This window comes from Blastococcus saxobsidens, from assembly GCF_002938435.1.
Classification (GTDB): Bacteria; Actinomycetota; Actinomycetes; order Mycobacteriales; family Geodermatophilaceae; genus Blastococcus; species Blastococcus saxobsidens.
In genome coordinates this window covers 38674-59333 of sequence record NZ_POQT01000006.1, presented here as the reverse complement: position 1 = coordinate 59333, position 20660 = coordinate 38674, and the positions used below count along the sequence as shown (strand labels likewise).

Sequence of the window (20660 nt, the reverse complement as noted above, 5' to 3'; positions counted from 1 at the left end):
GCGGATAGCCTGCGCGCGTGCCCGACCTGCCGGAGCTGCCTCCACCCGCCCCGACGGCCGACGAGACCGAGCTCCTGCTCGCCTGGCTCGACCACCTGCGCGGTTCGATCCTGCGCAAGGTGGCGGACCTGGACGAGGAGCAGGCGCGGTGGCGTCCCCATGGGGCGCTGATCCCGCTGCTCGGCATCGTCCACCACCTCACGCAGGTGGAGTGGCGGTGGATCGACGGCGCCATGCGCGGCGAGCCGGTCAGCCGGAGCGAGGCGGAGTTCGCGCCGGGGCCCGAGCTCACGGTGGCCGGGGCCGTGCGTCGGTACCGGGAACGGGCGCTGGCCACGGCGGCGGCGGTGCGGTCGATGCCGATGACCCAGCCGTGTGCCGACGGCAGCGGCCGGGACCTCCGCTGGGTCCTGCTGCACCTGGTGGAGGAGACCGCGCGGCACGCGGGCCATGCCGACGCGGCCCGGGAGCTCCTGGACGGCGTCACGGGCTGACCGGTGTCGCGGCCCACCGGCGGGGCGAAACCCCGCCGGTGGTCAGACGGCGGTGACCGGGAGCGTCGTGCGCCAGCCGGCCGCGGCGGCCGCCTCGGCCGGGAAGGGCGGGGGAGTGCCGCCCCAGGCCGGGCACAGCGCCTGGTGGTCGCACCAGCCGCAGAGCCGGGTCTTGTTGGGCCGGAACTCGCCGGTCTCCACGGCCTTCTCGATCGCCGACCAGATCGCGAGCAGGGTCCGCTCGAAGCGCACGAGCTCGGCCTCCTCCGGGGCGTAGGTCAGTGCGTCGCCCTCGCCACCCAGGTAGAGCAGCTTGAGCTGTGCGGCGACCACGCCACGGGTGCGCCAGAGCACCAGCGCGTAGAACTTCATCTGGAACAGGGCCTTGGACTCGAACGCCTCGCGGGGCATCGAGCCGGTCTTGTAGTCGACCACCCGGAGTGCGCCGTTCGGGGCTACGTCGAGCCGGTCGACGTAGCCGCGCAGCAGCAGCCCGTCGGGCAGGGTGACCTCGACGAGCTCCTCGCGGGCCTCGGGCTGGAGGCGACGGGGGTCCTCCAGGGTGAAGTACTTCTCCACGAGCTTCCCGGCCGAGGCCAGCCACGCCTCCACCGACTCCGGCGCGTTGACGTCGGTCTCGGCGCCGGCGTCGCCGGTCGCCTCGAACAGCTCGGCGATACCGGGCTCCTCGCGCAGCTCGGACCAGGCCGGCTCGAGCAGCTCCAGGGCGCCCTCCGGGGTCCGCTGGGCGGGCGGCAGGTCGTAGAGCCGCTCCAGGACCGAGTGCACGAGCGTGCCGCGCACCGCGGCCAGGCTCTTCTTCTCCGGCAGGCGGTCGATGGTCCGGAAGCGGTACAGCAGCGGACAGGTCTTGAAGTCGGCCGCGCGGCTGGGGGAGAGGGACGGGCGCCGGGGAGCCGGGGCGTCCTCCACCGGCGGGAGGACCGCCGGAGCGGTGGCGTCGGCCTGCGGATCGGTCTGCACCATCGCCGTCATGGGTCCGAGGCTAGGTCGCCCCTCCGACACTTCCGAGTGTCCGCGCCGCATCGGCGTCGGGGGTCACACCGGCACCGTCCGTACGCTGACCGCCCGTGGACACACAGCCCGAGCCCGACCGCGAAGTCAGCAGAGCGACCGATGGCCCTTCTGCTGGGGCCCACCGCGAGCCTGCGAGCGGTGGGGGGCAGGAGGGTCCTCCCGCGGTCGAGGGCGCCTTCGTCGCCGGTGACCGGGTGCAGCTCACCGACCCCAAGGGCCGGCTGCACACCATCGTCCTGACGCCGGGCAAGCAGTTCCACACGCACCGCGGCGCCATCGAGCACGACGACCTGATCGGCGCGCCCGAGGGCTCGGTCGTGCACTCCACGGCGAACACGGGCTACCTCGCCCTGCGCCCGCTGCTGGCCGACTACGTGCTCTCCATGCCGCGCGGCGCCCAGGTGATCTACCCCAAGGACGCGGCCCAGATCGTGGGGTTCGGCGACATCGGGCCCGGCATGCGGGTGCTCGAGGCCGGCGCCGGCTCCGGCGCGCTGAGCTGCTCGCTGCTGCGCGCCGTCGGCTCGGAGGGGTCGCTGACCAGCTACGAGCGGCGGGAGGACTTCCTCGACGTCGCCCGTGCCAACGTCGGGGCGTTCTTCGGCGACGTGCCGGCGAACTGGGGCCTGCGCCTGGGCGACCTGGCCGACCACCCGGCCGACGAGACCGTCGACCGCGTCGTGCTCGACATGCTCGAGCCGTGGGCCGTGCTGCCCACCGTGGCCGCCGCGCTGCGCCCCGGCGGAGTGCTGGTCGGCTACGTCGCGACGGTGACCCAGCTCTCCACCTACGTGGAGGCGCTGCGCGCCCAGGGCGTCTGGACCGAGCCCTACGCCTGGGAGTCGCTGCTGCGTCCCTGGCATGCCGTGGGGCTGGCCGTGCGCCCCGAGCACCGGATGGTGGCGCACACGGCCTTCCTCGTCACCGCCCGGCGGCTGGCCGAGGGAACCGTCGCTCCCATCCGGCAGCGGCGCGCCCAGAAGCACTGACGGAGGACCGCCGGGCGCTCCTAGCACCGCGAAGCCGACCCCGCGAGGCGGCGGCGAACTGTCGTCCCGCGTGTATAGATTTGCCTCCTGGCTCCCCCCGAATTGCGGAGGTGCGCGATGGGCCCGGGTCCCGACGAGTTGAACGCGCGACGTGACCGTGACGTCGCCGCCCTGCTCACTCAGATCTCCTACCTCGAGGAGGAGATCGGTCTGCTGCGCCGCAAGGTGTCCGACAGCCCCCGCCAGGTGCGGGCGCTGGAGGAGCGGATCGCCGAGGCGGAGGGCCGCGCGGCCTTCCTCTCCGAGCGCAACGACAAGCTGGCGAGCACGCTGCGGGATGCCCGCGAGCAGCTGGTCACGCTCAAGGAGGAGGTCGACCGGCTCGGTCAGCCGCCCTCGGGCTACGGCGTCTTCCTGACCTCGTACGAGGACGGCACGGTCGACGTCTTCACCGGTGGCCGCAAGCTGCGGGTGTCGGTGTCGCCGAACGTGGCGGCGGAGGAGCTGCGCCCCGGCCAGGAGGTCATGCTCAACGAGGCGATGAACGTCGTCGAGGCGCGGCAGTTCGAGCGCGCCGGCGACGTCGTCATGCTCAAGGAGCTGCTCGAGCCGGTCGACGGCGTCACGCAGCGCGCCCTGGTCATCGGGCACACCGACGAGGAGCGCGTCGTCTACCTCGCCGACTCGCTCACCGACCAGCCGCTGCGCGTGGGTGACTCGCTGCTGCTGGAGAGCCGTTCGGGCTACGTGTACGAGCGGATCCCGAAGAGCGAGGTCGAGGAGCTCGTCCTCGAAGAGGTCCCCGACATCGACTACTCCGACATCGGTGGCCTCGCGCGTCAGATCGAGCAGATCCGCGACGCCGTGGAGCTGCCGTTCCTGCACGCCGACCTGTTCCGCACCTACGAACTGCGGCCGCCCAAGGGCATCCTGCTGTACGGCCCTCCCGGCTGCGGCAAGACGCTGATCGCCAAGGCGGTGGCGAACTCGCTGGCGAAGAAGGTCGCCGCCGTCCGCGGCGACGGCGACACGAGCCAGGGGAAGTCCTACTTCCTCAACATCAAGGGCCCGGAGCTGCTCAACAAGTACGTGGGCGAGACCGAGCGGCACATCCGCCTGGTGTTCCAGCGGGCGCGCGAGAAGGCCAGCGAGGGCACGCCGGTCATCGTCTTCTTCGACGAGATGGACTCGATCTTCCGCACCCGCGGATCGGGCGTGTCCTCCGACGTCGAGTCGACGATCGTCCCGCAGCTGCTGAGCGAGATCGACGGCGTCGAGGGGCTGGAGAACGTCATCGTCATCGGCGCCTCCAACCGCGAGGACATGATCGACCCGGCGATCCTGCGGCCCGGCCGGCTCGACGTGAAGATCAAGATCGAGCGCCCGGACGCCGAGGCCGCGCGGGACATCTTCAGCAAGTACCTGACGACGTCGCTGCCGATCAACCCCGACGACCTCGCCGAGAACGGCGGCAGCCGCGAAGCCACGATCGCCGGGATGATCCAGCGCACGGTCGAGCGCATGTACACCGAGACCGAGGAGAACCGCTTCCTCGAGGTCACCTACGCCAACGGTGACAAGGAGGTCCTGTACTTCAAGGACTTCAACTCCGGCGCCATGCTGCAGAACATCGTCGACCGCGCCAAGAAGATGGCGATCAAGGAGCACCTGGAGACCGGCGCCTCGGGTCTGCGGGTCGGCCACCTGATGCAGGCCTGCGTGGACGAGTTCAAGGAGAACGAGGACCTGCCGAACACGACCAACCCCGACGACTGGGCGCGGATCTCGGGCAAGAAGGGCGAGCGGATCGTCTACATCCGCACGCTCATCAGCGGCAAGGGCAACGAGGCCGGCCGCGCCATCGACACCGCGACCAACACCGGCCAGTACCTGTAGCCGGAGCACGTGTCCGACCGGCGGCCCGGCCCCTGCTCGCGGGGACCGGGCCGCCGGCGTCGTTCAGGCGGCGAGCGACGCGAGGACGGCGCGCAGGTGGGCCCCACCGGCCGCCTCGTGGACCAGTCCGGGCACCGCCGTGACGGCGTACGGCCGGTCGGCGAGCGCGGGGGCCGGGCCGACGTCGACGTGGGTCACCGCGTCGCCGCGCGCGTGCAGTTCGTCGGCCATCGCGTAGTCGGTCCGCGAGTCGCCGACCGTGTGCCAGGTGCGGGGGAGCGGACCGTCGCCGGTGAGCAGCGCCAGACCCCGGCGGGCGCCCAGCGCCTTGCCCGCGGCGCTCGATTCGACGTCCGTGGCGATGATCGACGGATCGATCCGCCACGGCGTGCCGCCGTCGGCGTCGGGAAAGGATTCGTCGCGCAGCCGGACCCCGATGCCGGCGGCTCTCATAACCGCCAGCAGATCGGTGTCGAACGCCCGCTGGCGCCGGGCGTAGACGCCCGGCGGCACGTCGGTGCGCGCCTCGACCGTGGCCATCGTGCGCTTGGACCGGTCGACGAACATCGCATCGCCGTACTCGGCGACCAGCGTCTCCAGCAGCTCGTGGCACACCGGCGGAACCGCGAGGGCGGGGTCGGCGTGCACCACGCCCGGCCCCTCGGCGCCCGCCGAGAGCCAGGTGCCGCCCTTCTCGCAGACGGCGTGCAGCCGGGCGGCGGCAGGAAGACCACGGGCCGCCAGCGGGGTGAACACCCGGGCCACGACGAAGTCGGTGGACCGCCCGGTGTTCAGGACGACGGGGATCCCGCGCGCCAGCAGCGCGTGCAGGTCGTCGAGCAGGGGCCCTGGGACGGTCCGCGTCGCCGGGCTGCTCACCGGGCCGTCGACGTCCAGGAAGAGCCCGAGGGGCGGTGCGTCCACGCCGCCATCCTGCCGACGCCGACCGGGGCCCGCTCCGACCGGTCCGGCGGTCCGGGCGGCGGCGACGGCTCCCACGGGGAGCCGCCTAGGGTTGGGCCATGAGCGTTCGGCGGGTCATGGGCACCGAGGTGGAGTACGGGATCTCGGTCCCGGGGCAGCCGAGCGCGAACCCGACGACCCTGTCGAGCCTCGTGGTCAACGCCTGGGCCGTGGCGGACGCGCCGACGCCGCGTCGTCCGCGGTGGGACTTCGAGGAGGAGTCCCCGCTGCGTGACGCGCGGGGCTTCGACCTCACGCCCGCGCAAGCGCTGGACCACAACGACCTGGACGACGACCACGGGATGGCCAACGTCATCCTGACCAACGGGGCCCGCCTGTACGTCGACCACGCGCACCCGGAGTACTCGACGCCGGAGGTCACCAGCCCGCGCGACATCGTGCTCTGGGACAAGGCGGGGGAGCGGGTCATGGCCGAGGCCGCCCGGCGCGCGGCGCAGATCCCCGGCACGCAGCCCATCCAGCTCTACAAGAACAACACCGACGGCAAGGGTGCCTCCTACGGGTCGCACGAGAACTACCTCATGGACCGGCGGACGCCGTTCATCGACATCATCCGCGGGCTGGTGCCGTTCTTCGTGACCCGCCAGGTGTTCGCCGGCTCGGGCAAGGTGGGGATCGGGACGGAGAGCCGCACCGAGGGGTTCCAGCTCTCCCAGCGGGCGGACTTCTTCGAGGTCGAGGTCGGCCTGGAGACGACGCTCAAGCGGCCGATCATCAACACCCGGGACGAGCCGCACGCCGACGCCGACAAGTACCGGCGGCTGCACGTGATCATCGGCGACGCGAACCTGGCGGAGCTGTCCACCTACCTCAAGGTCGGGACGACGTCGCTCGTGCTCGCGATGATCGAGGCGCGGGCCCTGCCGGGGGCCCTGGCCGTCGAGGACCCGGTGCAGGAGCTCCAGGCGGTGAGCCACGACCCGTCGCTGACCCACCGGGTGCGGCTGCGGGACGGCCGGCGGATGACCGCGATCGAGCTGCAGCGGATCTACCTGGAGGCCGCCGCCCGCTTCGTCGAGGACCGTGGCGAGGGCGACGAGCAGACCACCGACGTGCTGCACCGCTGGGCGGCCGTCCTGGACGACCTGGCGGCCGACCCGATGCGGCTGGCCGACCAGCTGGACTGGCCGGCGAAGCTGCGGCTGCTCGAGGGCTACCGGTCGCGCGACGGCCTGGGCTGGGGCGACTCGCGGCTGAAGCTGGTGGACCTGCAGTACTCCGACGTCCGGCCGGACAAGGGGCTGTACAACCGGCTGGTCGCCCGCGGCGCCATGCGGCGGCTGCTCTCCGACACCGACGTCACCCGCGCGATGGTCAGCCCGCCGGCCGACACCCGGGCGTTCTTCCGCGGCGAGTGCCTGCGGCGCTTCCCGACCCAGGTGGCGGCGGCGTCCTGGGACTCCGTGGTCTTCGACCTGGGCCGGGAGAACCTGGTCCGCATCCCGACGCTGGAGCCGCTGCGGGGCACACGGGAGCACGTGGGAGCGCTGTTCGAGGCGTCGGCGACGGCGCAGGAGCTCGTCGACACGATCACCGGCCCCTGACCCGTCGTCCACAGGGCGGCCGCCCGTCCACGGCACCCGGTCGGCGGACGCCGGATGTCGGTCCCGGCGGGTACTTTCCAGGCAGCACCAGCCACTGAAAGGACCGGAGGGCAGCATGGCCACCAGGGACACCGGCGGGCAGCAGAAGGCGACGCGCTCGCGCGAGGAGACCGACGAGGTCGAGGCCTCGGTCGACAGCGAGGTCGCCGAGCGGCACAAGGAGATGACCGAGGACGTCGACTCGCTCCTGGACGAGATCGACGGGGTGCTCGAGGAGAACAGCGAAGACTTCGTGCGTGCATACGTACAAAAAGGGGGGGAGTGACCAAGATCATCTTCTCCTGAAGAGGTGATCGATGGACACCAAGTTCTGTCGCGATTGCGGGGCACACCGCCCTGTATCTGACTTCAGTCAGAACAAGAGATCGCGCGACAAGCTCGCTTTCTACTGCCGCGCGCACCTGGCCGAGCGCTCAGCGAAGAGTCGTGAGGCTCGGCGCGTACAACCGCGCCAGAACCGTTCGGCGCCGCCGGACCTCGTCGTGCCGGAAGGTGCCAAGTGGTGTCCGGACTGCGGTGAGGTCAAGAGCCTCGAGCAGTTCCCGCGGACGCGCACGTCGCGTACCGGGCATGCCACCTATTGCCTTCCGTGCCACAACGCCAGGGGTCGCAATTCACGTGAGAAGGTCGGCGGGGCCCGCACCTACCACCTCACCCGCCGATACGGGCTGACGGCCGCCGAGGCCGATCTCATGCTGGCAACCCAGCAAGGGGTCTGCGCGATCTGCCGCGCAGCGCCCGCCAAGCATGTTGATCATGATCATGGCACCGGCGCTGTCCGAGCCTTGCTCTGTTTCAACTGCAACGGCGGTCTCGGTCAGTTCCGGGACGATCCCTGGCTGCTGCGCATGGCGGCCTTCTACGTCGAGCACCACATGCAGCAGCAGGGCATGGCGACCCTGCAGGCCGCGTGCGCCGAGGACCCGGACGGGCCAGCCGACGTCAGTGGTCGCCGGTAGGGTCGCAGCGACGTCCGGGTCCGCGCGCGAGCAGCACGCGCGGCACTCGGCAGGACAGCGATCCACGCCGGCGCGAGCGGGTGGGAGAGGCGGATCTTTGAGCGAGCTGGCGAGCTCAGCAGGCAGCACAGCAAGATCGGGCACGCGGGCGCCGAGCGCCGGCGAGGTGACCGCGTGAACGAGTCGTCAGCTGGCCGGAGCGGGTTCCCGCCCGCGTACCTGGACCGGGTGGGTTCCTCGTTCACCGACTTCCTGTCGACGGCGGCTCCCGAGCTGCTGCCTGGCCGGCGTCCCGTCCCGCAGCTCCCCGTGGGTGACATCGCCCCGCACGGCACCACGATCGTCGCGGTCACCTTCGACGGCGGCGTTCTCATGGGCGGTGACCGCCGCGCCACCATGGGCAACCTGATCTCCAGCCGCGACATCGAGAAGGTCTACCCGGCCGACTCCTACAGCGTCATCGGCATCGCCGGCGCCGCGGGCATCGCGATCGAGATGGTGAAGCTCTACCAGGTCGAGCTCGAGCACTACGAGAAGATCGAGGGGCTCACGATGAGCCTCGACGGCAAGGCCAACCGCCTCGCGCAGATGATCCGCGGCAATCTCGGCGCCGCCCTGCAGGGCCTGGCCGTCGTCCCGCTGTTCGCCGGCTTCGACCTCGACGCCGCCCCGGGCACCAGCCCCGGGCGCATCTTCAGCTACGACGTCACCGGCGGGAACTACGAGGAGCGGGGCTACGCCGCCGTGGGCTCCGGCTCGCTGTTCGCGAAGAACTCGCTGAAGAAGACCTGGCGCTCCGGTCTCCCTGCCGACGAGGCCACCCGCACCGTCGTCGAGGCCCTGTACGACGCCGCCGACGACGACTCGGCCACCGGTGGCCCCGACCCCGTGCGCCGGCTCTACCCGATCGTCTACCGGGTGGACGCCGAGGGCGCCGTCCGGCTCACCGACGCCGAGGTCGCCGCGGTCGCGGACCGGATCGTCACCCAGCGTGCGGCCGCGGACCGCCAGAACATGCCGCGGGAGGCCTGAGCCATGACCATGCCGTACTACGCCTCCGCCGAGCAGGTCATGCGCGACCGCTCGGAGTACGCCCGCAAGGGCATCTCCCGCGGTCGCAGCGTCGCCGTCCTCACCTACGCCGACGGCGTCCTGCTCATCGCCGAGAACCCCAGCTCCACGCTGCACAAGATCGGCGAGATCTACGACCGGATCGGCTTCGCCGCCGTCGGCCGCTACAGCGAGTTCGAGAGCCTCCGGGTCGCCGGGGTGCGCCTCGCCGACGTCCGCGGCTACTCCTACAACCGCCGTGACGTCACCGGCCGGATCGTGGCGAACGCCTACGCGCAGACCCTCGGTGCGATCTTCACCGAGCAGATGAAGCCCTACGAGGTCGAGCTCTGCGTCGCCGAGGTCGGGGAGACCCCCGAGCGCGACCAGCTGTACCGGCTCACCTTCGACGGCTCCGTGGTCGACGAGCCGGACTTCGTCGTCATGGGCGGTCAGGCCGACGCCGTGACCGGGCACCTCCGCGAGAACTTCCACTCGGGCATGGGGCTGGCCGACGCGCTCAAGGTCGGCGTGGACGCCCTGTCCGCCGTCAGCCCTGCCACGGCGGGTTCGCAGCAGGGCGGTCACGCCCGGCTCAGCGCCGAGCAGCTGGAGGTGGCGGTGCTCGACCGCCGCCGTCCCAAGCGGGCGTTCCGCCGCGTCGTCGGTGCCGCCCTGCACACCCTCCTCGGCGACGGTGCTCCCACGACCGCCGCCGCTCCCGAGACGCACGCCCACACGCCGAGCCACCCCGCCCCCGGCACGCCGGCCGGGCTCGGGGACCCGGCCGCACCGGACACCGCGGGCGGTACCGGGTACGACGAACACGCCGAGGACGGCGGCGAGGGCTGACGCCGCGCGACGGGGTGGCGGAGCGGGCATGCCGGACCACCAGGTCGTCGACGACGCCGTCACGCAGGCCCGGACGCTGATCGACGCGGGCACCTACGACGACCGGACGGAGTGGTCCGACGCCGCTCCCTCCGCCGACGACGGCAACGAGCAGATCGAGGAGCACGGCTGGACCGGCTACGCCGCCTGGCACCTCGCCGTCGACCCGGGGGCCGACGAGGAGACCAAGAAGCGCCACGCCTTCCCGTACGGCGACCGGCCCGCTGCAGGATCCCGCCGCGAGCGGGCGAGCGGTGGGGGGCAGCGGGTCCTTCTGCTGCTGCAACGGCTCGACGCGAAGCGGTAGCGGCCCGCCGGTCCGGCGGTGGGCCGGTGTCGCATTCGGCGCCTAGTCTCGGAGCGTGGACCGACGGATCTTCGGGATCGAGACCGAGTACGGCGTCACGTGCACCTTCAAGGGCCAGCGCCGGCTGTCGCCCGACGAGGTGGCCCGCTACCTGTTCCGGCGCGTGGTGTCGTGGGGGCGCAGCTCCAACGTCTTCCTGCGCAACGGCTCCCGGCTGTACCTCGACGTCGGCAGCCACCCCGAGTACGCCACCGCCGAGTGCGACGACCTGACCGAGCTCGTCGTCCACGACAAGGCAGGCGAGCGGATCCTCGAGGGCCTCCTGGTCGATGCAGAGCAGCGGCTGGCCGAGGAGGGCGTCACCGGCGACATCTACCTGTTCAAGAACAACACCGACTCCGCCGGCAACAGCTACGGCTGCCACGAGAACTACCTCGTCGGCCGGCACGGCGAGTTCGCCCGGCTGGCCGACGTCCTCATCCCGTTCCTCGTCAGCCGGCAGATCGTCGTCGGCGCCGGCAAGGTGCTGCAGACCCCGCGGGGTGCCCTGTACTGCGTCAGCCAGCGCGCCGAGCACATCTGGGAGGGCGTCTCCAGCGCCACCACCCGCAGCCGCCCGATCATCAACACCCGGGACGAGCCGCACGCCGACGCCGAGCGCTACCGGCGGCTGCACGTCATCGTCGGCGACTCCAACATGAGCGAGACGACGACGCTGCTCAAGGTCACCATGACCGACCTGGTGCTGCGCATGATCGAGGCGGGCGTCCCGATCCGGGACATGACGCTGGAGAACCCCATCCGGGCCATCCGGGAGATCAGCCACGACATCACCGGCCGCCGCAAGGTCCGGCTGGCAGGCGGCCGCGAGATGTCGGCGCTGGAGATCCAGGCCGAATACCACAGCCGGGCCATGGAGTTCGTCGACCGCGAGGGCTGCTCCCCGGTGCACCGGCAGATGCTGGAGCTGTGGGGGCGGGTGCTCAAGGCCGTCGACAGCGAGGACCTGGGCCTCATCGACCGCGAGATCGACTGGGCGATCAAGTACAGCCTGCTGGAGCGCTACCGGGCCAAGCGCGGTCTGGAGCTGAGCTCCCCGCGCATCGCCCAGATGGACCTGGCCTACCACGACATCAGCCGGACCCGTGGCCTGTACTACCTGCTGGAGCGGGCCGGCCAGGTCGAGCGCGTGGCGCACGAGCCGCGCATCTTCGAGGCCAAGAACGTTCCGCCGCAGACCACCCGCGCCAAGCTGCGCGGCGAGTTCATCCGCAAGGCCCAGGAGAAGCGCCGCGACTTCACCGTCGACTGGGTGCACCTGAAGCTCAACGACCAGGCGCAGCGCACCGTGCTGTGCAAGGACCCGTTCAAGGCCGTCGACGAGCGCGTGGAGAAGCTCATCGCGAGCATGTGACCTGCTTTTCCGCGGAAAGTCACCAGGTGACTTTCCGCGGAAAAGCGGGTCAGTCGGCGGTGGCCGGCTCGACGGGCGCCTCGGCGTCGTCGGCCTCCGCGGCCTCCCCGGCCACGGGCACCTGCAGGGCGGCGTACCGGCCCGCGGCCGCGGCGGCCAGGAAGTACGCCCGCTCCTCGGGATAGCCGCGGCCCATCGTGCGCAGCGGCACGGGGGACAGGCCCAGGGCGATGTCGAGCCCGTCGGTGTCCACCCAGACGACGACGTTGCGCTCCGGCTGGCTCGCCAGGTCCTCGTCCACCTGGCCGCCGAGCTCGGAGGACAGCCCGCGCGGCGCGACCAGCGTGACCCCGGCGAGCGCCACCCGGCCGAACGCGGTGAGCGAGTGGTGGGAGACCCCGCGGTGCCGGGGGCGCGGATCGGCGTCGGAGATCCTCAGGGCGCCGACCGGCAGGCCGCCGAGCACGCTGACGGCGTTGCACGCCTCGCCGGCGGCCACGCCGGAGAAGCCCCACGGGGTGCCGGTGCCCAGGTTGCCCGGGCCCTGGGTGACGATGGCCAGATCGGCACCCAGCACGTGCTTGGCGGCCAGCAGCCCGGTGTGCAGGGTGACGGCCTCGAGGTCGCCGCCGTAGGCCTGCCCGACCGTGACCACCCCGGCCAGCGACGACTTGAGCGCGGTCACCGTGCGGGAGAACGCGGCGGGCAGCGCCCCGCCGTCGGTCATCACATAGGCGACCTTCAGGTCGGGGTCGGTGGCCAGCATCCCGATGAGGACCGCCGGCAGCGCCGAGTGCAGGTCGGCCACCACGACCGGCATGCCGCCCAGGTCGTCGGCGTCGGCGATCGCCGCGTGGTGCTCGGTGTCCTGCTCGTCGACGCCCTGCACGGTCACCTGCAGCGGCGTGTAGCGCGCCTTGACCAGGTGACCGGTCGTCTCCGGGTCCGGCGGCAGCCGGTCGGGGACGGCGACGACGAGCGCGTACCCGCCGGTGCCGAGGTTCTGCGCCAGCGCCGTCGTATTGAGCAGGACGTCGTCGCCCACCTCCGGGACGCCGACCAGCGACGGGTGGGCCAGCGCCGGTACCTCGCCCTCGTCGGGGACCTCGACGGTCAGCTCCAGCGCGTCGCGCCATGCCCGGCCGGTTCCCGTCACCTTCCCGCGGCGCCAGCGGATGCGGGAGGCGGGTACGGAGGCGGCAGAGCTCATACCGGCAGGCTATCGAGGGTCCCGGCGCCCGGCCGGGCGGCAGCGACCCGACCGGTGCCTGACTAGCCTGTGGGGCATGGCGGCCAAGCGGGCGGAACGACTGGTCAACCTGGTCATCGCCCTGCTGAGCACCAGGCAGTACGTGACCGCGGCCCGCATCCGCGCCACCGTCCCCGGCTACGAGGCCGATGACGGGTCCGACCGCGCCGACGAGGCGTTCAAGCGGATGTTCGAGCGGGACAAGGCCGAGCTCCGCGAGATGGGCGTCCCGCTGGAGACCGGCCGCACCAGCGCCTTCGACACCGAGGACGGCTACCGCATCGCCCGCGCCGACTACGAGCTGCCGGAGATCCACCTGACCGGCGAGGAGGCCGCCGCGATCGGTCTCGCGGTGCGGCTGTGGGAGTCCGCGCAGCTGGCCGGCGCCGCGCAGAGCGCCCTGGTGAAGCTGAAGGCCGCGGGGGTCGACGTCGACACCTCCCGCTCGCTGCCCATCCAGCCGCGCCTGGACCGGGGCGAGGCCGCCTTCGAGCCCACCTACGCCGCGGCCCGCGACCGCCGGCAGCTGCAGTTCGACTACCGCAGGCCCGACGAGGACTCCGCGGCGCGCCGGCACGTGCAGCCGTGGGGCGTCGTCGCCTGGCACGGCCGCTGGTACCTCGTCGGCTTCGACCTCGACCGCCAGGCCGACCGGGTGTTCCGGCTGTCCCGCGTGGTCGGGACGCCGAAGCCGACCGGCCCGGCCGGTGCGTTCGAGCCGCCTGCCGACCTGGACCTCACTGCCGTGGTGGCCGGACAGGCCGGGGGAGAGGAGCACCTCGTCCTGGTCCGCGCGCGGCCCGGCGCGGCGGTCGGGCTGCGCCGGCGCGCCACCTCGCTCGGCCCGGCCGACGACGGTGCCGGCGGTGTCGAGGACCGGCTCCAGCTGCGCACCACCGAGCCGTGGGCGCTGGCCGACGAGCTCGCCGCCTACGGGGCCGACGTGGTCGTCGAGGCGCCCACCGAGATGCGCGACGCCGTGATCGCCCGGCTGACCCGCCTGGCCGCCCTGGGGGAGACGACGTGAGCGAGCGTGCGAGCTCACCGATCAGCACAGCAGCCATGCTCACGCGGATGACGAGCGACAGCGAGGAGGCCGCGTGAGCGCGTCCGCCACCACCGACCGCATGACCCGGCTGCTGGCCCTCGTGCCCTACCTGACCGCCCGGCCCGACGGCGTGGGCCTGGCCGAGGCCGCCCGCGACTTCGGCGTGACCGAGCGGCAGGTGCGCAGCGACCTCGAGCTGCTGTGGATGTGCGGTCTGCCCGGCTACGGGCCCGGGGACCTCATCGACGTCTCCTTCGAGGGCGACCGGGTCCGCGTGACCTTCAGCGCCGGCATGGTGCGCCCGCTGCGGCTGACCACCGACGAGGCGGTCGCCCTCGTCGTCGCCCTGCGCACCCTCCTGGAGCTGCCCGGGCTCGCCGAACGCGACGCGGTCAGCCGGGCGCTGGCGAAGGTCTCTGCCGCCGCCGGCGACGCCGCCGAGCGGGTCACCCCCGTCGCGGTCAGCGTCGACGCCCGCGAGGAGACCCTGGCCGTCGTCCGCAACGCCCTGGAGAAGGGCCGGGCGCTGCACCTGCACTACTACGTGCCCACCCGCGACGAGCGGACCGAGCGGACGGTCGACCCGATGCAGCTGCTCCTGGTCGAGGGCCGCTGGTACCTCGAGGCCTGGTGCCGGCGGGCCGAGGGCGTCCGGCTGTTCCGCCTCGACCGGGTCGACGACGTGGCGGTGCTCGACGAGCCGGCCGCCCCGCCTCCGCAGGCGGAGACCCGCAACGTCGACGACGGCGTCTACCGGCCCGGGCCCGAGGCCCCCGCGGTGCGCCTGCGACTGGCCCGCGCCGCCCGCTGGGTGGCCGACTACTACCCGGTGGAGGACATCACCCCGGTCGAGGACCCACCCGGCGGCCTCGCCGTCACCGTGCGCACCGCCGACCTGGCCTGGGCCCGCCGGCTGGTCGCCTCCTTGGGCGGCGACGCGGTCGTCGACGAGCCGGTCGAGATCGCCACCCAGGTCGCCGCCGAGGCCCGGACCGCGCTCGCCCGCTACGGCGGAACGCCGGGCGCGGGCCGCTAGGGTCGAGCCCGTGCTGCTCTGGATCGCCCTCGCCGTGGCCGTCGTCGCCCTCGTCGTGCTCGCCGTGCTCCTGCACGGGGTGCTCGGCGGGCTGGGCCGGCTCCGCGCGGAGCTGGAGGCCGGGGCGCGGGACCTGCGCCCGGTGCTGGAGCAGGTGCAGGCCACCACCGCCGCGGCCGAGCGCACGCGCGGCCACATGAACGAGCGCTGAACAGCAGTCGACCGAACCGCCCGGCAGCGGGGAGCCGAACGCTTCCCGGCGTAGCATTCGGGTGCCATCAACTCTTGGAGGACGTGCCATGGGCGGACTCGGCCCGCTGGAGATCGGCCTGATCATCCTGGCCATCCTGCTGCTGTTCGGCTACAAGAAGCTGCCGGACGCCTCGCGGTCGCTCGGCCGGTCCCTGCGCATCTTCAAGGGCGAGATGAAGGGGATGAAGGAGGACGACGTCCGCACCAAGGACGCCGCCCGCACCACGCCCCTCCGGGGCGAGATCGTCACCCCCGCCGCCGCGCCGGCGTCCGGTGACCCGACCGCGGAACTGCACGAGGAGGCCCGCCAGGCCGAGCTGCGTGCCGCGGAGCTGCGGGCCCGCGCCGAGCAGGCGCGCGCGGCCGACGGCCCGCGCTGACCCCCGCGCACCAGGCAGCACGGCGGTGAGCGAGGCGACCCGGGGCGCACGGCGCCGTCGGCGGCCGCCGCGTGACGCCCAGGCGACGATGAGCCTGGTCGCCCACCTCACCGAGCTGCGCAACCGCATCGGCAAGGCGCTGCTCGCACTGCTGGTGGCCACCGCCGTGGCGTTCTGGTGGTACGAGCACGGGCTCGGCGAGTTCATCCGGGCCCCCTACTGCGGCCTGCCGGAGGACCTGCGCTACGGCGGGGACGACGCCGGCGGCTGCGGACTGCTGATCACCGACGTCTTCGGCGGTGTCTTCATCCGGCTCAAGGTGGCGTTCCTGGCCGGCGCGGTGCTGTCGGGGCCGTTCTGGCTGTACCAGCTCTGGGCCTTCGTCACGCCCGGGCTCAAGACCAACGAGAAGCGCTACGGCATCGCCTTCGTCGCCGTCTCCAGCACCCTGTTCGCGCTCGGGGCCGTGCTCGCCTACGTCTCGCTCTCCGCCGGTCTGGAGCTGCTGCTCTCCCTGGCCGGCGACGGCGTGGTGATCGCACTGACCGCGCAGGACTACATCGGCTTCGTGCTGTCGCTGCTGGTCGCGTTCGGTGTGAGCTTCGAGGTGCCGCTGATCGCCGTCGCGCTCAACCTGGCCGGCGTCCTGAGCCACGAGGTGCTCAGCCGCAGCCGGCGCTGGATCTTCTTCCTGACCATCGTGTTCGCCGCCTTCGTCACCCCCACGCAGGACCCGTTCACCATGCTGCTCATGGCCGGGCCGATGATCCTGCTGTTCGAGCTCGCCATCCAGGTGGCGCGTTTCGTCGACCGGCGCCGGGCGCGCCGGGACGCCGCCGAGCACTTCCACGGCCTGTCCGACGACGAGGCCTCGCCGCTGGACGCCCACCCGTCGTCGCTCGACGAACCGGTGGACCGCGCGCCGACGTCCCCCCGCGGCTGACCGCGTGGACGTCAGCGTCCTCATCAGCCCCGCCGCCGGGCGGGGCCGTGCCCGCGCGCGGGCCGGGGCGGTCGTCGCCGCCCTGCGGTCGGCCGGGCTCACCCCGCACGTCCTGCCCGCCACCACCGGGGCCGACGCCGAGCGCCAGGCCGAGGTCGCGGTGCGCGAGGGCACCGGGGCGGTGGTCGCCGTCGGTGGCGACGGGACCGCGCACGCGGCGCTGCAGGCGGTGGCGGGCACGCCGACGCCGCTGGTCGTGGTCCCCGCCGGCACCGGCAACGACCTGGCGCTGGCCCTCGGCGTGCCGACGGATCCCCTGCAGGCCGCGCGCAGCGCCGCCGCCGACCTCCTCGCCGGCCGCAGCCGGGCCATGGACGCCGGCCGGACCGGGAACCGCTGGTGGGCCACCGTGCTGTGCTGCGGCTTCGACTCCGCCGTCACCGACCGCGCCAACCGGTTGCGCTGGCCGCGCGGGCGCCGCCGGTACGACGTCGCCGTCCTCGTCGAGCTCGCCCGGCTGCGGCCCCTCGAGATGACGCTGTCGCTGGACGGCGAGGCGCGCACGCTGGCCGCCACGATGGTCGCCGTCGGCAACACCCCCTGGTACGGCGGCGGGCTCAAGATCTGCCCGGGGGCCGACCTCGGGGACGGGCTGTTCGACGTCACCGTCGTGGCGGCGGGGCGCAGGCTGGACCTGATCCGCACCAGGCCACGGCTGGCCGACGGCACGCACGTCCAGCACCCCGCGGTGAGCGTGTACCGGGCCACCCGCGTGGAGCTGAGCTGCGCCGGCGTGACCACCTACGCCGACGGCGAGCCCGTCGCGCCGCTGCCGGCGACCAGCGAGTGCGTGCCCGGCGCGGTGCGCGTCGCCGGCACCGACGGGGCCACGATCAGGTGACCTGATCACGGCGCGTCCTCCCTCGTCGCAGACGCTGAGGGGGGACACCCGATGATCAGGGAGCCTGATCGTGGCGGCGCGCCAACGCCCCGGCGCGCGCCTAACGTGGACGTCATGTCCAGCCCCGCTGAGCGGTACGCCGCTGCCCGGCGGCGGACCTCCCACCCCACGCTGGCCGACTTCACCGCCGAGCTCGGCTTCGCCCTGGACCCGTTCCAGGTGGAGGCCTGCGAGGCCCTGGAGCAGGGCTCCGGCGTGCTGGTCTGCGCGCCGACGGGCGCCGGCAAGACGGTGGTGGGCGAGTTCGCCGTGCACAAGGCCCTCGCCGAGGGGCGGAAGGCGTTCTACACGACGCCGATCAAGGCGCTGTCCAACCAGAAGTACAACGACCTGGTCGAGCGCTACGGCGCCGAGCGGGTGGGGCTGCTCACCGGCGACAACGCCATCAACGGCGACGCCCCGGTGGTCGTGATGACCACCGAGGTGCTGCGCAACATGCTCTACGCCGAGTCGCCGGCGATCGCCGGCCTCGGCTACGTGGTCATGGACGAGGTGCACTACCTCGCCGACCGCTTCCGCGGCGCGGTGTGGGAGGAGGTGATCATCCACCTGCCCGAGTCGGTCACGCTCGTCTCGCTGTCGGCGACCGTGAGCAACGCGGAGGAGTTCGGCGACTGGCTGGTCACCGTCCGCGGCGACACCGAGGTCGTGGTCAGCGAGATCCGCCCGATCCCGCTGTGGCAGCACATGCTCGTCGGCAACCGGGTCTTCGACCTCTTCTCGCTGCGCCCGGCGGCCCACGCCGGGGAGCACGGGCAGAGCCCCCGCCCCTTGTCCACCCGGGAGCGCGGCGCCTCCGTCGTCGATCCGGAGCTGGTGCGCCACGTCCGCGAGCACGAGCGGCGGATCGAGGGCTGGGGCGGGGACCGGCGACGTGACTCCGGGCACCGGCCGCGGTACCGGCCGCCGGCGCGGTCCGACGTCATCGAGCGGCTGGACGGCGCGGGCCTGCTGCCGGCGATCACCTTCGTGTTCAGCCGCAACGGCTGCGACGCCGCCGTCCACCAGTGCCTGCTGTCCGGTCTGCGGCTCACCGACGAGGCCGAGCGCGCCGAGATCGCCGCGATCATCGACGAGCGGACCGGCTCGCTGCCGGAGGAGGACCTGCACGTCCTCGGTTTCTGGGAGTGGCGCGAGGGGTTGCTGGCCGGGCTGGCCGCGCACCACGCCGGACTGGTCCCGGCGTTCAAGGAGACCGTCGAGGAGTGCTTCGTCCGCGGCCTGGTCAAGGCCGTGTTCGCCACCGAGACCCTGGCGCTGGGCATCAACATGCCGGCGCGCACGGTCGTCCTCGAGCGTCTGGTGAAGTGGAACGGCGAGGCGCACGTCGACGTCACTCCGGGGGAGTACACCCAGCTGACCGGCCGCGCCGGGCGCCGCGGGATCGACGTCGAGGGGCACGCCGTCGTCATCTGGGCCCCGGGCATGGACCCGAGCGTGGTGGCCGGGCTGGCCAGCACCCGCACCTACCCGCTGCGGTCGTCCTTCCGGCCCAGCTACAACATGGCGGTCAACCTGGTCGGCTCCTTCGGCCGGGCCCGGGCGCGGGAGCTGCTGGCCAGCTCCTTCGCCCAGTTCCAGGCCGACCGCTCCGTCGTGGGGCTCGCCCGGGCCGCGGCGCGGCACGAGCAGGACGCCGAGCGGAACGCCCTCGAGATGCGGTCCGACCGCGGCGACGTCGGGGCGTACGCCCGGTTGCGCCGGGAGATCTCCGACCGGGAGAAGGAGCTCTCCCGCGACTCGCAGGCCAAGCGCCGGATGGAGGCCGCCGACGCGCTGGCCGCGCTGCGCCCCGGCGACGTGATCCGCGTGCCCACGGGCCGCCGGCAGGGCCTGGCCGTCGTCCTGGACCCGGGCATCACCGACCTCGCCGATCCGCGGCCGCTGGTGCTCACCGAGGACAAGTGGGCCGGCCGGCTGGGCTCGGTGGACTTCCCGGGCCCGGTGACGGCGCTGGCGCGGGTGAAGGTGCCGAAGAACTTCAACCACCGCAGCCCGCACGCCCGCCGCGACCTCGCCTCCACGCTGCGCAACGCCCGCGTCGAGCACGACCTGGGCGCCCGGCGGGTCAAGAACCGCTCGGCGGCCGCCGACGACCCGGTGCTGGCCGACCTGCGCGCGGCGCTGCGCAACCACCCGGTGCACCAGCTCCCCGACCGGGAGGAGCGGGTGCGGGTGGCCGAGCGGTGGCTGCGCGCGGTGCACGAGGCGGACGCCCTCCAGCGCACGATGGCCGAGCGCACCGGATCGCTGACCCGCCAGTTCGACCGCACCTGCGACGTGCTGGAGGAACTGGGCTACCTGGTGCCCGAGGTCGTGCCGCTGGTGCCGGCGGAGACCGAGGAGCTCGGCGCCGTGGACGACGCGCCGGTCGTGACCGACGACGGGCGCCGGCTTGCCCGGATCTGGTCGGAGTCGGACCTGCTGGTGGCCGAGTGCCTGCGGGCCGGGGCGTGGCGGGGCCTGAACCCGGTCGAGCTGGCCGCCGCCGTCTCCACGCTGGTGTTCGAGGCCCGCCGGGACACGCCCAGCCTGCCGGCCGTCCCCGCCGGCAAGGTGGCCGCCGCCATCGGCGTGATGCGAGGGATCCGCTCGCGGCTGCAGGACGTCGAGCTCGACCACGGCGTCCCGGCCAGCCGGGACCTCGATCTCGGCTTCGCGTGGGCCGCCTACCGGTGGGCCGACGGGCAGAGCCTGGACCGGGTGCTCGCCGGCGCCGAGCAGGCCGGCACCGAGCTCTCAGGCGGCGACTTCGTGCGCTGGGCCCGGCAGCTCATCGACCTGCTGGACCAGCTGGCGAAGGTCGCCGACGACGCGGTCGCCCGCACGGCCCGCGCGGCGGTGGACCGGGTCCGTCGCGGCGTGGTCGCGGTGGCGGTCGGCGGCTGACCAGCGCGTCGCCGTCCCGGATGGGGCGGCCCGGTGCGGCAGAATTCGTCGCGCCCGGCCGGTGGCCGGGTTCGGCACGGCTCCGGGAGAGACGATGACCAACCCGCCGCAGGACGACGACTTCCGCGAGGGCGACCCGCGGGGTGGGCGTCCCGAGGGTGCCGCGCCGTCACCCGAGCCGTGGAACGCGCCTCCCGGGGGGACCCAGCCCTACGGGCAGCCCCCGTTCGGCAGCTGGCCGCCGCCTTCGGGCCGGCCTCCGTACGGGCCGCCCCA

20 protein-coding genes are annotated in these 20660 nt (G+C 73.2%); 17 read left to right on the top strand and 3 right to left on the bottom strand.

Annotation, left to right across the window (positions count from 1 at the left end; genetic code table 11):
- Window positions 1-17 precede the first annotated feature (17 nt).
- Window positions 18-494, top strand: coding sequence for a mycothiol transferase (locus C5507_RS05385; protein ID WP_104527504.1), 477 nt, complete (start codon window positions 18-20; stop codon window positions 492-494).
- Window positions 495-536: 42 nt separating this feature from the next.
- On the opposite strand, the gene C5507_RS05380 is transcribed toward C5507_RS05385, so the two are convergent.
- Complete coding sequence (locus C5507_RS05380) at window positions 537-1490, bottom strand: RecB family exonuclease (RefSeq protein ID WP_104527503.1); 954 nt, start codon at window positions 1488-1490, stop codon at window positions 537-539.
- A 95-nt stretch (window positions 1491-1585) separates the two neighbouring features.
- On the opposite strand from C5507_RS05380, the gene C5507_RS05375 reads away from it, so the two are divergent.
- Together C5507_RS05375 and arc are read left to right on the top strand one after the other, a co-directional pair.
- Window positions 1586-2521, top strand: a complete 936-nt coding sequence (locus C5507_RS05375) for a tRNA (adenine-N1)-methyltransferase (RefSeq protein WP_278044316.1) — start codon at window positions 1586-1588, stop codon at window positions 2519-2521.
- A gap of 117 nt (window positions 2522-2638) precedes the next feature.
- Window positions 2639-4417 (top strand): proteasome ATPase, encoded by a 1779-nt coding sequence (arc, locus tag C5507_RS05370; protein WP_104527501.1) that lies wholly within the window; start codon window positions 2639-2641, stop codon window positions 4415-4417.
- Window positions 4418-4480: 63 nt separating this feature from the next.
- Here the strand turns inward: arc and C5507_RS05365 are convergent, their stop codons facing one another.
- Entirely contained in the window at window positions 4481-5341 is an 861-nt protein-coding gene (locus C5507_RS05365; protein ID WP_104527500.1) for a hypothetical protein, read from the bottom strand.
- 98 nt (window positions 5342-5439) lie between these two features.
- On the opposite strand from C5507_RS05365, the gene dop reads away from it, so the two are divergent.
- The 7 genes from dop to pafA all read left to right on the top strand — a co-directional run bounded on the left by dop (window position 5440) and on the right by pafA (window position 11626).
- Entirely contained in the window at window positions 5440-6945 is a 1506-nt protein-coding gene (gene dop, locus C5507_RS05360; protein ID WP_104527499.1) for a depupylase/deamidase Dop, read from the top strand.
- A 115-nt stretch (window positions 6946-7060) separates the two neighbouring features.
- On the top strand, window positions 7061-7270 hold the full coding sequence (locus tag C5507_RS05355; protein ID WP_104527498.1) for a ubiquitin-like protein Pup: 210 nt from the start codon (window positions 7061-7063) through the stop codon (window positions 7268-7270).
- A gap of 31 nt (window positions 7271-7301) precedes the next feature.
- On the top strand, window positions 7302-7964 hold the full coding sequence (locus C5507_RS05350; RefSeq protein WP_104527497.1) for an endonuclease VII domain-containing protein: 663 nt from the start codon (window positions 7302-7304) through the stop codon (window positions 7962-7964).
- Between the two features lie 174 nt (window positions 7965-8138).
- Window positions 8139-8996 carry a proteasome subunit beta gene (prcB, locus tag C5507_RS05345; protein ID WP_207225698.1) on the top strand — a complete coding sequence of 286 codons (858 nt, stop codon included), beginning with the start codon at window positions 8139-8141 and terminating at the stop codon, window positions 8994-8996.
- Window positions 8997-8999: 3 nt separating this feature from the next.
- Window positions 9000-9866, top strand: coding sequence for a proteasome subunit alpha (gene prcA, locus C5507_RS05340; protein ID WP_104527496.1), 867 nt, complete (start codon window positions 9000-9002; stop codon window positions 9864-9866).
- A gap of 28 nt (window positions 9867-9894) precedes the next feature.
- Complete coding sequence (locus tag C5507_RS05335; RefSeq protein WP_207225697.1) at window positions 9895-10212, top strand: hypothetical protein; 318 nt, start codon at window positions 9895-9897, stop codon at window positions 10210-10212.
- A 55-nt stretch (window positions 10213-10267) separates the two neighbouring features.
- Window positions 10268-11626 (top strand): Pup--protein ligase, encoded by a 1359-nt coding sequence (gene pafA, locus C5507_RS05330; protein WP_104527495.1) that lies wholly within the window; start codon window positions 10268-10270, stop codon window positions 11624-11626.
- A 49-nt stretch (window positions 11627-11675) separates the two neighbouring features.
- Here the strand turns inward: pafA and C5507_RS05325 are convergent, their stop codons facing one another.
- Window positions 11676-12836: a DUF3866 family protein gene (locus C5507_RS05325; protein ID WP_104527494.1), complete on the bottom strand. Its 1161-nt coding sequence runs from the start codon at window positions 12834-12836 to the stop codon at window positions 11676-11678.
- A 76-nt stretch (window positions 12837-12912) separates the two neighbouring features.
- On the opposite strand from C5507_RS05325, the gene C5507_RS05320 reads away from it, so the two are divergent.
- From C5507_RS05320 to C5507_RS05290, 7 genes are all read left to right on the top strand, one after another.
- Window positions 12913-13902: a helix-turn-helix transcriptional regulator gene (locus tag C5507_RS05320; RefSeq protein WP_104527493.1), complete on the top strand. Its 990-nt coding sequence runs from the start codon at window positions 12913-12915 to the stop codon at window positions 13900-13902.
- Between the two features lie 73 nt (window positions 13903-13975).
- The gene (locus tag C5507_RS05315) at window positions 13976-14959 is read left to right on the top strand and encodes a helix-turn-helix transcriptional regulator (protein ID WP_207225696.1); all 984 of its coding nucleotides are present in this window, start codon (window positions 13976-13978) and stop codon (window positions 14957-14959) included.
- Between the two features lie 10 nt (window positions 14960-14969).
- Complete coding sequence (locus C5507_RS05310; RefSeq protein ID WP_104527492.1) at window positions 14970-15170, top strand: hypothetical protein; 201 nt, start codon at window positions 14970-14972, stop codon at window positions 15168-15170.
- A gap of 88 nt (window positions 15171-15258) precedes the next feature.
- Window positions 15259-15591, top strand: a complete 333-nt coding sequence (tatA, locus tag C5507_RS05305; RefSeq protein ID WP_104527491.1) for a Sec-independent protein translocase subunit TatA — start codon at window positions 15259-15261, stop codon at window positions 15589-15591.
- Between the two features lie 25 nt (window positions 15592-15616).
- Window positions 15617-16534: a twin-arginine translocase subunit TatC gene (gene tatC, locus C5507_RS05300; RefSeq protein WP_242611025.1), complete on the top strand. Its 918-nt coding sequence runs from the start codon at window positions 15617-15619 to the stop codon at window positions 16532-16534.
- 4 nt (window positions 16535-16538) lie between these two features.
- Window positions 16539-17435 carry a diacylglycerol/lipid kinase family protein gene (locus C5507_RS05295; RefSeq protein ID WP_104527489.1) on the top strand — a complete coding sequence of 299 codons (897 nt, stop codon included), beginning with the start codon at window positions 16539-16541 and terminating at the stop codon, window positions 17433-17435.
- Window positions 17436-17549: 114 nt separating this feature from the next.
- Window positions 17550-20384 (top strand): DEAD/DEAH box helicase, encoded by a 2835-nt coding sequence (locus C5507_RS05290; protein WP_104527488.1) that lies wholly within the window; start codon window positions 17550-17552, stop codon window positions 20382-20384.
- Window positions 20385-20660: the final 276 nt, after the last annotated feature.